Source organism: Nocardia yamanashiensis NBRC 100130 (genome assembly GCF_001613325.1).
In the GTDB taxonomy this organism is placed as follows: Bacteria; Actinomycetota; Actinomycetes; order Mycobacteriales; family Mycobacteriaceae; genus Nocardia; species Nocardia yamanashiensis.
Window position 1 is genome coordinate 204,052 of sequence record NZ_BDCD01000020.1, and the last position, 12,629, is coordinate 216,680.

Consider the following 12,629-nt stretch of genomic DNA (forward strand, 5'->3'; position numbering starts at 1 on the left):
TCAAGGGCGAGGTGATAACTTCACCCGGGACAGCCGAGGGAGGTGCCATGGCCAGGCCGAAAGTGCCACTGCTGAGCCGTGATCGCATACGCGACGCGGCGGTCGAACTCATCGACCGGGACGGGCTGGCGGAGCTGTCCATGCGCAAGCTGGCCACCGAACTGGGCGTGCAGGCGGCCTCGCTATACGGGCACTACCCGACCAAGGACGATCTGTACGACGAGATCGCCGGGGCCATCATGGCGACCGTCGACACCTCGGGTTTCGAGTCCGGCGATTGGCGCGCCGGGCTCATGTCCTGGGCCCGGTCCTATCGCGACGCACTGGTCGCACACCCCAATTTCGTCCCATACCTGGCCACCGGCCCCGGCAAGCGCGAAGAGAACCTGCGCCACGCCGACGCCGTGCACGGCGGACTGGTCGGCGCGGGCTGGCCGCCGCGCGAGGCGACCATGATCGGCGCCGCCACGCGTTACCTGGTCATGGGCGCGACCATCGGCTCGTTCTCGCGCGGCTTCGTCGATGACGTACAGGTCTACCGGGACCGGTACCCACACCTCGAGCAGGCGCATCTACTGCGCGCCAAGGCCGACGAAATCGATTCGGAGAGTTTCGAACTCGCGCTCACCGCGTTCGTGGACGGGTTGTCGCTGCGCTTCGAGCCGTTCTCGAAGAAGAAGCGCCGCAAGTAGCCCCGCTACTGCGCGGGAAGCCGTGGAGCTCGGCAAACCCGTTGGTTAGGATAGGCTTACTTACCTATCGAAGGGAGCCGTGTGCGCGTCGTCATCTTGTTCGGAACCGAAATGGGCACCGCCGAAACCGTCGCCGATTGCATCGCCGACGAACTCTCGGGCTGCGATGTGTCGATCTACGACATGATGGATTTCGATCCCGCCGACCTGACCGCGGAAGAACTCCTGGTGGTCGTCTGCTCCACCTACGGCGACGGCGACCTGCCCACCGGCGCAGAGCCTTTCTTCGACGCCCTGGACGCCACCCGCCCCGATCTCACCGGCCTGCGCTTCGCGGTCTTCGGCCTCGGCGACAGCGTCTACGGCGACACCTTCAACCGCGGCGGCGAGATCGCGGCCGAGAAGCTGACCGAACGCGGCGCGATCCAGATCGGCGAACACGCCCGCCACGACGGTTCCAGCGAAGTGAAGCCGAAGGACATGGCCCGCGAATGGGCTGCGGCCCTGCCGATCCCGGTCACGCAGGCGGGCTGAGGTATCCGCCGATCAAGGCCGCGCCCGGTCCCCCGCGACCACCCGGACCGGGCAGGTATTCCACGGCCCCCGCGTCCAGGGACTCCCCGCAGTGCGCGCAGCTGACCGCCGCCGCCGTGACGTGCGCGCAGTCGTGGTGGCGCACCAGCAACGGCGGCCCGTCCGCCCCCGCCTCCCACCGGTCACCCCACGCCATCAATGCCAGTAGCGCCGGCACCAGATCCCGCCCCTTCGCGGTGAGCCGGTACTCGAACCGATCCGGCTGCGTCGCATACCGATCCCGTTGCAGCACACCGGCATCCACCAGCCGCTGCAACCGGTCGCTGAGCACGTTGGTGGCCACCCCGAGATCCCGCTGCAACTCGTCGAACCGATGCAGCCCCACCGCCACATCCCGCACCACGAGCAGCGCCCACGGATCCCCCACGATGGCCGCCGACCGCGCGATCGAGCACGCGATCGCCCCGAAATCCGTCCGAGCCACGGCCCACCCTTCCCGAGAGTCCCTTGCTAGAAGCAAGTCAGCAGGTTAACGTCATTATATGTACCACGCTATCGTGCGTTACCTGGTCCGGAAAACCTGGCGTCGCGCCGGCGCGGGCGATTTCGACGCCGCCGTCGGCATGGCCGCCCCGGACGTCCACTTCCGCTTCCTCGGCGACTCCCCGCTCGGCGCGGACCTGCACGGCCGCGACGCCTTCCGCGCCTGGTTCGACACCTTCGAACAACACCTCCCCGGCATCCGCCTCGAACTCGAAGACGTCGTAGCCAACGGCTGGCCCTGGAACACCACCGTCGCCGCCCGCCTCCGAGTAACCGGCACCCTCGCCGACGGAACCCCCTACCGCAACACCGCGATCCAATGGCTCACCCTGCGCTGGGGGCGCCTCACCGACGACCTCGTCCTCGAGGACACCCTCGCCCTCGACGCCGCCCTCCGCCGCCAGCAGGCCGCCCTCGCGCACTAGCCGCAGCCCGCGAAACACGAGAGCCCCGAACCGGAATCGGCTCGGGGCTCTCGTGGGTGACGGATTACTTCAGGCGGAGGCTGCCGAAGAGGCCTTCCTTCTCGTCCTCGGGGCCCGCGGTGAAGTAGAGGGCGTTGGCGTCGCCGAGGCTTTCGCCGTTGCCGAACATCAGGCCCCACAGGCCGCCGATCTCGACCGGCTGGTTGACGGTGTTGCGCAGGTAGTCGACGAATTCGCCGGTCTTGTCGTCGAGGACGACGATGCGGCCGGCGCCGCCGAAGTTGCCGACCAGGAGCTTGCCGGAGAGCGGGCCGAAGTTGTCGGGGGCGACCACGACGCCCCAGGGGGCGTTGAAGCGGTCGGCGCCGTCGAGGGTGCGGACCAGTTTGCCGGTGGCGTCGAATTCGGCGATCTTGCCCTTGCCGGGCTTGAACTTGGCTTCCTTCTCGGCGGCCGCGTCGAGCGAATCCTCTTCGCCCGCATCGATCTTCGACGGGTCTTCCTCGCCGGGCTTGGTGGCGGCGTAGGAGACGAAGACGCGCTGGCCCAGGGTGGTCACGTTCCAAGGGGCCGGATCGCCGGGCTTGACCTTCTTGCCCTTCGAGGCATCGGCGGCGTCGATCGCGTCACCGGTGGCGAAGGGGTTGGCGAAACCGGTGGTGGGCACCAGCTTCCAGTTCTTGTCGAAGGTGCGGATCTGCGAGTTCTCGCCGAAATCGGCGGCGAGCAGCTTGTCACCGGACGGGGTGAGAGCGATGCCGAAGAACTGCATCTTCTGATCCGAGCCGTCGAACATGAGCGGCGCGGGGCCGTCGTGCCGCACGATGGAGCCGCCCGGGCCCTGCTCGGTCCACGCGGAGATCTTGCCGGAGTCGGTGGCGAAGATGAAACGCGCCGAACCGGTGAGCTTCTCGTCCTTGCCGTCGTAGCTGACCGGCTGATCCTTCACCACGAACAGATCCGAGGTGATGGGCGCGCCGTTGAACACCACGCCGGTGGTCTTGCCGATGCTCTTGTCCGAGGTGTCGGAATCCGCGCCGGGCACGGTGACCAGCTTAAGCGGATCCTGGAACAGCTTCTGCAGCTTGGGATCCGGCGAAGCGGTGACATCGCCGACGAATTGGAAGGAGTAACCGCCGCCGCCGACCCAGAAGTGGCCGCCGGCGCCCTTGGGGCGATCCGCGATGCCCCAGGCGTTCACCATGTCGGGGAAGGTGAACTGGGCCTTGTACTTGTCGGCATTGGCCGCCAGATTGGTCTGCGCGTAGGTATTGCCGTCGATGGCCTTCACGTCGTCGGTGTCCGACGAGGTGCTGCTGCAGGCAGCGGCGACCATCAGCGCCGCGCCGAGTGCCGTCGCGCGCAGAGCGTTCTTGCGCAGCGACGGCATCCCGTTCCAGCGTCCGTTCATTGCCTTGGTCCTTCCAACTCAACGCCCACGATGGCGTTAGGTGATGCTAACCATAGCTGGAAGGATTTTCGGTCGGGTCAGGACACCCGGAATTCCGCCTTGACCTGGTCTTCGGTCAGTCCGTAATCGGCCAGAGAATACGTGTGGGTCGGTTTCCGATCGCCGGATTTACTCTCCTCGTCCAGCGCCGTCATGGCCTGCCGGGCGGGCTCGTCGAAGGTCAATCCGAACGCGGAGTAGATGCGCTCGACCGTGCCCAGCGGATCCGCCCGCAGATCCTCGAACTGGATGTCCAGGAACTGGTCCGGGTTGTACTTGGCCCGCGCCGTATCGAACTCGCGCAGCCCCCGCGACCACAGTTCCAGCTGGGTCTCCCCGATCCGTTCCCGGGTGAACCCGGTGGACCAGCCGCGGGCGGCGTGCTCGGACAGACTGCACGAGGATCCGACGATGGTCACCGGATCGCGATGGGTCTGGATGATCAGCGCGTCCGGGTACACCTCCATCAGCGCGTCGAGGGCGAACAGATGGCTCGGGTTCTTCAGCACCCAGCGCCGCTGATCACCCAGCCCGATCAGCTGCAAATTCTTCTTGTGCCGCTCATAGGCATTGGTCCAATCCTGCTTGCGCAGCCACTGCGAATAGGTCGGCAGATAGGCCAGCGATTCGTAGGAGATGGATTTGGCCGTCTGCCGCAGCAGCTGCCAGCACTCCTCCACATCGGCGGCGCTCATGTAGTGCACGCCCATGAAGTCCGGGTTCTCCACCCGATGCTGCGCGAATCCGGCGTCGATGCCCTGGTACACCGGATTGCTCGCCCAGCTCTCGCGCGGCGGGCGCGGCTGCGGGAATTCCGCCAGCCACATTTCGAGGGCCTGATGCTGCGGGTCGGCCGCGAGCAGCCGGTGCAGCGCGGTGGTGCCGGTGCGCGGCAGCCCGGTCACGAAAATCGGCCGGGCGACCGAGGTTTCGGCATAGCCCGGGTTGGCCTTCCAGGACGCTTCGCTGAGCGCGCGGGCGACCAGCGCCCCGCGCAGGAAGTACCGGCTCATCTTCGAGCCGAGCTCGGTGAGCTCGGCGTCGCGCTGGTAGGACTCGAGCAGCACGCTCAAACCCTCGAGGTGATCATCGGACCCGAAGTCGTCGAGCCCGGTGAGCTTGGTGGCCGAGGCGTGCAGATCCTCGACGGTGCCGACGTTGGTACGCCCGCTCATGCGTTCTCCTTAAACGTGGTACTCGCCGCAGTTGACGTCGAGGGTCTGCCCGGTGATGGCATTGGCCCACGGCGACGCCAGGAAGATGACCGAGTTGGCGATCTCGTCGGGTTCGGGCAGCCGCTTGAGGTCGGATTTGGCGGCGGTGGTCTGGTACACCTGCTCGGCGGTGATGCCGTACTTCTTGGCGACCTCGCCGAAGTACCACTTGAGCTGATCGGTGTGAATGTAGCCGGGGGCGACGGTATTGACGCGAATCCCCTTCTCCCCCAGCTCGGTCGCGAGGGTCTGCGACATGGCGAGCAGCGCCGACTTGGCGACCTTGTAGCTGCCGTAGCGGGGTTCGGAGTGCCGCAGCACCGCCGAGTTCACCATCACCACAGCGCCTTTGGTCTCGGCCAGCGCATCGGTGAACGCCTGCGTCATGCGCAGATTGCCGAGCACGGTCAGCTCCAGGCTGTCGGTGATCTGCTTGAAGTCGGTGCGCGCGAACGGCTTCATGGACGGCACCGCGAACGCATTGTTGATCAGCGCGTCGACCCGCCCGAATTCGGCAAGGGTGCGTTCCACCAGGTTCCGCACGGCCGCGTCATCGGTGATGTCGGTGGGCACGCACAGCGTGGTGCCGCCCATGGCCTCGATCTCGGCGGCGACCTCCTTCAACCGCGATTCGGTGCGCGCGGCGAGCACGACCTTGGCGCCGGCGGCGGCGGCTTCCAGGCAGACGGAGCGACCGAGCCCCGGCCCCACGCCGCTGACCACGACGACCTTGTCGGCGAGCAGAGCGGTCCGCAGGCGCTGGTCCGGGGTTTCAGGGGCTTGCCCCTGAGAGTTACGAGAGTTGTCCTCACTCATCAGCCCAGCATCCTTTCAGCGAAAGCCCGCTGGCGGTCGGCGATGCGTGCGCGCCAAGCGGTTTCGTCGATCTTGTTTGTCTCGTAGTGGGGCAGCCGTTCGGCGACCTTGTCGAAGGGGACGAGTTCGATGGTCGGTCCATCGGCTTCGGTGATGGCCCGGGCGACCCGCTGCCAGCGGAACTGGAGGATCCCCAGCTTGCGGCCGGTGGTCTCGATCCAGTTGGTGACGCCGGGGTTGCGCGCCGACACGACCAGGCGAATGTTCCCGTCCGGATCCACCTGCGACTGCGCCGAATTCAGCGAGGTCTGGTGGTTTACGTAATCCAGTGACGTGTACCAGCGGTTGCCCAGCTGGAAACCCTGATACGGCGCATCGGATTTCGGCACGGTGATGATCAACGCCTGATCATCCGCCAGCTCGTAATGCCCCACCGACGAGTACTGCGTGCTCAACCCACCCGGCGTGAGCCGCGGCTCGGTCAGCGTATTGACCGGCAGATTCAGATAGAACCACTTCGGAAAGTTGAACCAGGTGTGCACCCGCGTCAGCAGCATCCGCCCCGCCGCGCGATACCGCTTACGCAGCTGCGCCGCATCGGCTTCCACCGGCGCGGTGCCGATGGTGTCGACCCGCTCGATCCGGATCCGCCCCTTGCGCTCGTTCGCCCAATCCCCATAAACCTCGCGCACCGCGAGCATGGACGCGCCTTCGCCGAGCTGGAAGTAGTTCGGCTCCGGGTTCTCCTTGGGCGGCCCGAATCGCAGTGTGTAACTGCCGTCTTCGGCGATCTCCAGCCGGCGATCGTCGAACGCGTCCTCACCGCCCGGCACATCGGTGGCGGTGTAATCGCCCTTGAGCACCTGGAAGCTGAGATCGACGGTGCTCCCGCGCACCCCGGTGAGCAGGTACTCCGCACCGGGTTCGATATTCGCGTGGTAGTACAGCGTGTCCGGATTATCCAGGCCCATCTTGGTGTAAGGCCCGGTGGAGGTCACGAAGTACGGGTGCGAGGTCCCGTGCGCCCGCGACAGCTGCAAGACCGCGGCGATACTGCCCTGGAGGTAGTCGTACCCCTCCGCCAGGTCGTGCTCGTCACGAATGAAATCGGCTGCCGCGATGAGCTTCTCGGCTTCGGCAACGGCCGCCAGGAACGGCTCGGTGAGCGGTAGCTCGGCCTGTTCGATATTCGGCTGGTTCATCAGCTATCGGTGATCCCTAGTTCGGTGCGAATGAGTCGGGCGATATCGGCCGGGGTTCCGGCCGACGGGGTAATGGTCAATTCGGCGAATTCCGGTCGCTCGTACGGCGAGTCGATGCCGGTGAATTCGCGCAGTTCCCCGGCGCGGGCCTTCTTGTACAGCCCCTTGGGGTCGCGCAGTTCGCATTCCTCGAGCGGAGTGTCGATGAATACCTCGCGGAACGGCAGGTGCTTCTCGTCGTGCAACTTCCGCGCCTCGCGCCGCTGCGCCCGGAACGGGCTGATCAGCGAGACGATGGCGATCATGCCCGCATCCGCGAACAACGCCGCGACCTCGGCCACGCGGCGGATGTTCTCGCGCCGGTCGTCGTCGGTGAAGCCGAGATTGCGATTGAGCCCGTGCCGCAGATTGTCGCCGTCGAGCAGATAGGCGGGCTGTCCGGCGGCGATCAGCTGCCGCTCCAATTCCACCGCGATGGTGGACTTCCCGGATCCGGACAGCCCGGTCATCCACACGGTCGCACCGGTGCTCAGGCGCTGCGTGCGCTCCACGGCGGACCGATGCCACACCACATTGGACGCCTTGTGCTCCACCTTCGGCGCACCCGTCGACCGCCCGGTGATCATGCCCGCCGCGACGGTCTGATTGGTGGCGTCGTCGACCAGGATGAAACTGCCCGTCGACCGATTGGCGCGATACGGATCGAACAGCAGCGGCTGCCGCGCCTTCAGGATCACGCGCCCGATATCGTTGAGCCCCAGCCGATCCGCGTCCGTCTGCCGGTGCAGGGTGTTGACGTCCAGGCGATAGTCCAGCTCGCTCACCTCGACCTTGGAGGTCTGCGCGGCCGTGCGAATCGAATAGGAATTACCGGCCCGCAGCTCGGTGTCGTCGGAGAACCAGCACACCATGGCGTCCAGTTCCCGGTCCTGATGCGGCTGATTGCCGGGCCGCGCGAGCATATCCCCACGGCCGATATCGATTTCGTCGTCCAGGGTGAGCGAGACGGCCATCCCGGTGAAGGCCTCCTCCACCTTGCCGCCGCCCGGTCCCCAGATCTGGGCGACCTTGCTGGTGCGCCCGGACGGCAGCACCACCACATCGTCGCCCGGTTTGAAGATGCCGCCCGCGACGGTGCCCGCGTAACTGCGCTGCGAATCCCCGTGCGGCCGGATCACGTACTGCACCGGCAGCCGGGTGTCGATGAGGTTCCGGTCGGAGGCCACGTGCACTTCTTCCAGATGCCGCAGCAGCGGCGGGCCCGGATACCAGTCGCTCATGCGCTCGGAGGTGTCCACCACATTGTCGCCGAGCAGCGCCGACACCGGCACGAAACTCAGGTCGCCGACATCCAGCTTGGTGGCGAAATCGGCGAATTCCGAACGGATTTCCTCGAACCGCTGTTCGGAGTAGTCGACGAGATCCATCTTGTTCACGCACAGCACCAGGTGGCCCACGCCCAGCAGCGAGGACAGGAAGGCGTGGCGGCGGGTCTGCTCGGAGACGCCCTTGCGCGCGTCGACCAGGATGAGCGCCAGGTCCGCGGTGGAGGCGCCGGTCACCATGTTCCGGGTGTACTGCACGTGCCCCGGGGTGTCGGCGATGATGAATTTCCTACGCGGCGTGGCGAAATAGCGGTACGCGACATCGATGGTGATGCCCTGCTCCCGCTCGGCCCGCAGTCCGTCGGTGACCAGCGACAGGTCCGGCTGCCCGGCTCCGCGCGCCACGCTCGCCTTCTCGATGGCGTCGAGCTGATCGCTGAACAGCGCCTTGGAATCGAACAGCAGCCGCCCGATGAGCGTCGACTTGCCGTCGTCCACGCTGCCCGCGGTCGCGAGGCGTAAAAGGTTGCGGCGCATCAGAAGTAGCCCTCTCGCTTGCGATCCTCCATGCCGGAGTCGGAGATGCGGTCGTCGGCGCGGGTGGCGCCGCGTTCGGTGAGGCGGGTGACGGCGGTTTCGGCGATCACCTCGGCCGGGGTGGCGGCGGTGGATTCCACGCAGCCGGTGCAGGTGGCGTCGCCGACGGTGCGGAAGCGCACGGTGGTCTCGAACGGTTTCTCGTCCGGGCCGACGGTCAGGAAGCGATTGTCCGCCAGCAGCATGCCGTCGCGTTCGAGCACGGTGCGGCGGTGCGCGTAGTACAGCGAAGGCAGCTGCACGCCGGCCTGATCGATGTACTCCCAGATATCCAGCTCGGTCCAGTTCGAGAGCGGGAAGACCCGGATGTGCTCGCCCTTGGCGTGCCGGCCGTTGTACAGGTTCCACACCTCGGGGCGCTGCGCGCGCGGATCCCAGCTGCCGTATTCGTCGCGGAAGCTGAACACCCGCTCCTTGGCGCGGGCCTTCTCCTCGTCGCGACGCGCGCCGCCGAACACGGCGTCGAAGCGGTGTTCCTTGATGGTGCGCAGCAAAGTGGTGGTTTGCAGGCGATTCCGGGTCTCGCCCGGCTTCTCCACCGCGCGCCCGGCGTCGATGTCCTCCTGCACGCTGCCGATGAGCAATTGCGCGCCGAGTTCGGCGGCGGTGCGGTCCCGGAAGTCGATCACTTCGTCGAAATTGTGCCCGGTGTCGATGTGCAGCAACGGAAAAGGCAGCGGCGCGGGCCAGAACGCCCGCCGCGCCAGCTCCAGCATCACCGCCGAATCCTTGCCGCCGGAGAACAGCAGCACCGGCCGTTCGAAGGTGGCCGCCACCTCCCTGATGATGTGCACCGATTCCGCCTCCAGGGCGGACAGGTGCGACAACTCGTATCCCGCACGCATCAACGTCACTCACTCGCCGCGCCGATCCACCCAACTTGCGTTGTCGAATATTCGACGCTATCGTTCGATAATGTGACACCGACGATAGGTCGGCCGACCAGCAGCGGTCAATACCCCGCCGCGCATTCCGGTGTCCGGCCTGTTCACGGCCGTCCAGCCAAAGGCCCGGCGGGCGGTGCGGCCGTCCACCGCATCGCGAACAGCACGCCCGTACACCCGAATACGCACCCCGCCGAACGGCCGGCAGCCGCGGGCCATCGGCCGCCTCGACCGCCGGACATGCCCCACCGGCACCGACCACGGATAATTGCTTCGCCGCACCCCCGACCAGTAGGGATGGACCCGCCCGAATGACCACCGCCGCATCGACTTCCGAGGCCGCCCCCGACGCCGCGACCTCGCCGCCGACCCGCCGCGTGGTGCAGGCCGTCGAACTGCTCTCCCGGCACCCCGCCGAACGGCTGTCCCTGGCCCGCATAGTCCGGGCCACCGGCATGTCCCGCGCCACCGCGCACGCCGTGCTCACCCAGCTCACCGCCGACGGCTGGACCACCCGCGACGACGCCGGCAACTACGCCCTGGGCCTCTCACTGCTGGCCGTCGCGCGCCGCGCCGAATCCGCCTTCCCCCTGCACCAATTGGCCCTGGCCCCCATGCGCGCCCTGCACGAGCGGTTCGGCGTCCCGGTCTTCCTGTCCGAACGCCAGCAGGACACCATCGTCATCACCGAGGTCCTCGGCACCCCGTCGGTCCCGTGGATCCGCACCGGCCGCCGCCTCCCCCTCGCGCCCCCGGTGACCCGCGAATACATCGCCTGGGCCGATGCCGCCGAACGCGAATCCTGGCTGGCCGCCGCCGATCCCACCCATCGCGCCCGCCTGGAATCGGTCCTCGACGCCATCCGCACCCGCGGCTACACCGTCGAACGCCTCGCCGACGACTCCGGCCCCATGCTGGAAGCCCTGGCCGCCCTGCGCAATTCCCCCGTCACCGACCCCCTCCGCCACCGCCTCAGCGCCCTGATCGCCGACTTGATCACCATCGACTACCTCCCCGACGAACTCACCGACCACAACGCCGTCGTCTCGGTCTCCGCCCCGATCTTCTCCCCCCAGGGCGCGGTCACCGCCTCGATAGTCGCCTGCCCCGACAGCCAGCTCTCCGCCGCCGACCTGGAAGCACTGGCAGCCGCCACCGTCGCCGCCGCAGACACCGTGACCCGCGCCCGCTGAATCCGAAGGCACAGCTCGACTCTCCCCGACTCGGACGCGCCCCCTCGTCATCCCGGCATGATCAGTGCTGGATCGGGTCGGGCTGAACGGCTATGGCGCGCACGGCTTCTCGGACGAGGTCGCCGCTGCGGTCGAGGGCGATCGCAGCACGTAGGTGGTTTCGGCCATCGCCGCCGAGGACGTGCGCCGCGAGCGCGCGGACGGCGTGGATGTCGGCCAGTTCGGCGGAGGTTGGATCGCCGGGAAGCGCTGCACCGCTGCTGGAGTCGCGGCCGTCGCCGGACTCGGCCTCCTCGCCTTCAGCGGAGCTCCGGCCGTACGACAAGGCTTCGACGCTCAGACTCTCCGCCCGGCCCGGGTCACCGGAGCGCAGCGCGGCGAGGGCGAGCAGGCCGATCAATCGCGGTGTGCGCGGAGTGTTCTCGATCAACCATTGCAGACGTTTCGCGGTGAGTTCCAGGTCGGCTTCGGTAGGGGTGGGGCCAGTGAGGGTGCGGCGGCAGACGGTGATCACGGTCGGCGCGAGATCCGCGCGCGGGGCCGGGGATACGGGGGCGGGCAGGCCGAAGGCGGTGGTCAGGACGCGCTGACGCTGCTCGATCTCGCGGCCCTCGGTCGGTGAGGCGAAGCCGAAGATGCGGGCTCCGTCGCTCCACATTCCAGTCCGGTCCCGCATCGGGATGAGGTTGCCGACAGCAAGGGAGAGCGGCACCATCACGAGCACGACACGCACCACGATCGGGGCGGGCACGGCTACCACCGCCACCTGGAGCAGGTTCGCGGCCGGACCGGCGAAATAGATCAGCCGGGGCCATCTCGCGCGGTGCACCGGCAGTTCCACGCGCGCGGTCGGGTGCAGGCCGAAATACACCGGGAGGCCGCCGATCCGGATTTCCCGGATCCCGGACTGCCCGGGCTGGGCGCCGAGGTACACCGCCGTCGCACGCACCCCGAGCAACCGGCCGGCCGCCAGGTGACCGAGCTCGTGCAGCACCAGCGACACGATCAGGTAGCTCGCCGCGAACCAGGGCGACAGCGCGACCAGGTGATCCGTCTGCCAGAACACCGCGGTCATCCCCGCCATCACGGCCGCGACCGACACGATCATCCACATTCCGGTGTTCTCCCTACCGCTCGAAGCGCATCGTAAGCACCGAATCGCACCCGCGCACCTCCGGGAGAGCGGCAACAGCGCTGGTCATAGGGCAGGATCGGAGGAATGGACGCCCTTTCCTCGCGCGAGGTCTATTCGAATCGATGGATTACGGTGCGGGAGGACTACATTCCCGGCTGGGACGGGCAGCCGTCGCTGTACTCGGTGGTGGAGAAGTCCGATTTCGCGGTCGTGATCCCGTTCGACGGGGAACGGTTCCACCTGGTCGAGCAGTACCGGTACCCGATCGACCAGCGCAGCTGGGAGTTCCCGGCGGGCACCGTCGCCGACGAGGTGTTCGACGCCGAGGCGGTGGCGCGGCAGGAACTGCGCGAGGAGACCGGGCTGCGTGCGGGGCGCATGACCTTCCTGGGCAAGCTGGCGGTCGCCCCGTCGGTGTGCAGCCATTCGGGGCACGTCTTCCTGGCCACCCACCTGACCGAGGGCGCGCACGAACGCGAACCCTCGGAGCAGGACATGGTGTCGCGCTGGTTCACCCGGGCGGAACTGGAGCGGATGATCCGCGCGGGCGAGATCCTGGACGCCGATACCGTCGCCGCCTACGGCATGCTGCTGCTGCACGAACGCGGCGGCGAGTGAA

General features: G+C 67.5%; 13 protein-coding genes. 5 read left to right on the plus strand and 8 right to left on the minus strand.

Annotation, left to right across the window (positions count from 1 at the left end; genetic code table 11):
• Positions 1-47 precede the first annotated feature (47 nt).
• The gene (locus NY1_RS23970) at positions 48-692 is read left to right on the plus strand and encodes a TetR/AcrR family transcriptional regulator (protein ID WP_067717484.1); all 645 of its coding nucleotides are present in this window, start codon (positions 48-50) and stop codon (positions 690-692) included.
• 81 nt (positions 693-773) lie between these two features.
• On the plus strand, positions 774-1,226 hold the full coding sequence (locus NY1_RS23975) for a flavodoxin domain-containing protein (RefSeq protein WP_067717487.1): 453 nt from the start codon (positions 774-776) through the stop codon (positions 1,224-1,226).
• Here the strand turns inward: NY1_RS23975 and NY1_RS23980 are convergent.
• Positions 1,210-1,710 (minus strand): winged helix-turn-helix transcriptional regulator, encoded by a 501-nt coding sequence (locus tag NY1_RS23980; RefSeq protein ID WP_067717490.1) that lies wholly within the window; start codon positions 1,708-1,710, stop codon positions 1,210-1,212. The two genes, NY1_RS23975 and NY1_RS23980, sit on opposite strands and share 17 nt — an antisense overlap.
• A gap of 58 nt (positions 1,711-1,768) precedes the next feature.
• Between NY1_RS23980 and NY1_RS23985 the strand changes: the two genes are divergently transcribed.
• Positions 1,769-2,194 carry a nuclear transport factor 2 family protein gene (locus NY1_RS23985; protein WP_067717500.1) on the plus strand — a complete coding sequence of 142 codons (426 nt, stop codon included), beginning with the start codon at positions 1,769-1,771 and terminating at the stop codon, positions 2,192-2,194.
• 64 nt (positions 2,195-2,258) lie between these two features.
• Here NY1_RS23985 and NY1_RS23990 read toward each other — a convergent pair whose 3' ends face one another.
• From NY1_RS23990 to cysD, 6 genes are all read right to left on the minus strand, one after another.
• On the minus strand, positions 2,259-3,605 hold the full coding sequence (locus NY1_RS23990; RefSeq protein WP_439956034.1) for a TIGR03118 family protein: 1,347 nt from the start codon (positions 3,603-3,605) through the stop codon (positions 2,259-2,261).
• A gap of 77 nt (positions 3,606-3,682) precedes the next feature.
• Positions 3,683-4,819, minus strand: a complete 1,137-nt coding sequence (locus NY1_RS23995; RefSeq protein WP_067717502.1) for a sulfotransferase family protein — start codon at positions 4,817-4,819, stop codon at positions 3,683-3,685.
• Positions 4,820-4,828: 9 nt separating this feature from the next.
• On the minus strand, positions 4,829-5,674 hold the full coding sequence (locus NY1_RS24000) for an SDR family oxidoreductase (RefSeq protein ID WP_084535260.1): 846 nt from the start codon (positions 5,672-5,674) through the stop codon (positions 4,829-4,831).
• Positions 5,674-6,876 (minus strand): hypothetical protein, encoded by a 1,203-nt coding sequence (locus NY1_RS24005; RefSeq protein WP_067717505.1) that lies wholly within the window; start codon positions 6,874-6,876, stop codon positions 5,674-5,676. Before NY1_RS24005 ends, NY1_RS24000 begins: the two co-directional genes overlap by 1 nt.
• Entirely contained in the window at positions 6,876-8,738 is a 1,863-nt protein-coding gene (cysC, locus tag NY1_RS24010) for an adenylyl-sulfate kinase (protein ID WP_067717508.1), read from the minus strand. Before cysC ends, NY1_RS24005 begins: the two co-directional genes overlap by 1 nt.
• The gene (gene cysD, locus NY1_RS24015; RefSeq protein ID WP_067717511.1) at positions 8,738-9,643 is read right to left on the minus strand and encodes a sulfate adenylyltransferase subunit CysD; all 906 of its coding nucleotides are present in this window, start codon (positions 9,641-9,643) and stop codon (positions 8,738-8,740) included. Before cysD ends, cysC begins: the two co-directional genes overlap by 1 nt.
• 350 nt (positions 9,644-9,993) lie before the next feature.
• Here cysD and NY1_RS24020 point away from each other — a divergent pair, with 350 nt between their 5' ends.
• Complete coding sequence (locus tag NY1_RS24020) at positions 9,994-10,875, plus strand: helix-turn-helix domain-containing protein (protein WP_067717513.1); 882 nt, start codon at positions 9,994-9,996, stop codon at positions 10,873-10,875.
• 61 nt (positions 10,876-10,936) lie between these two features.
• Here NY1_RS24020 and NY1_RS24025 read toward each other — a convergent pair whose 3' ends face one another.
• Positions 10,937-11,983: a site-2 protease family protein gene (locus NY1_RS24025; RefSeq protein WP_157762451.1), complete on the minus strand. Its 1,047-nt coding sequence runs from the start codon at positions 11,981-11,983 to the stop codon at positions 10,937-10,939.
• Between the two features lie 111 nt (positions 11,984-12,094).
• Here NY1_RS24025 and NY1_RS24030 point away from each other — a divergent pair, with 111 nt between their 5' ends.
• The gene (locus NY1_RS24030; RefSeq protein ID WP_067717518.1) at positions 12,095-12,628 is read left to right on the plus strand and encodes an NUDIX domain-containing protein; all 534 of its coding nucleotides are present in this window, start codon (positions 12,095-12,097) and stop codon (positions 12,626-12,628) included.
• The last annotated feature ends 1 nt before the right edge of the window (position 12,629 follow it).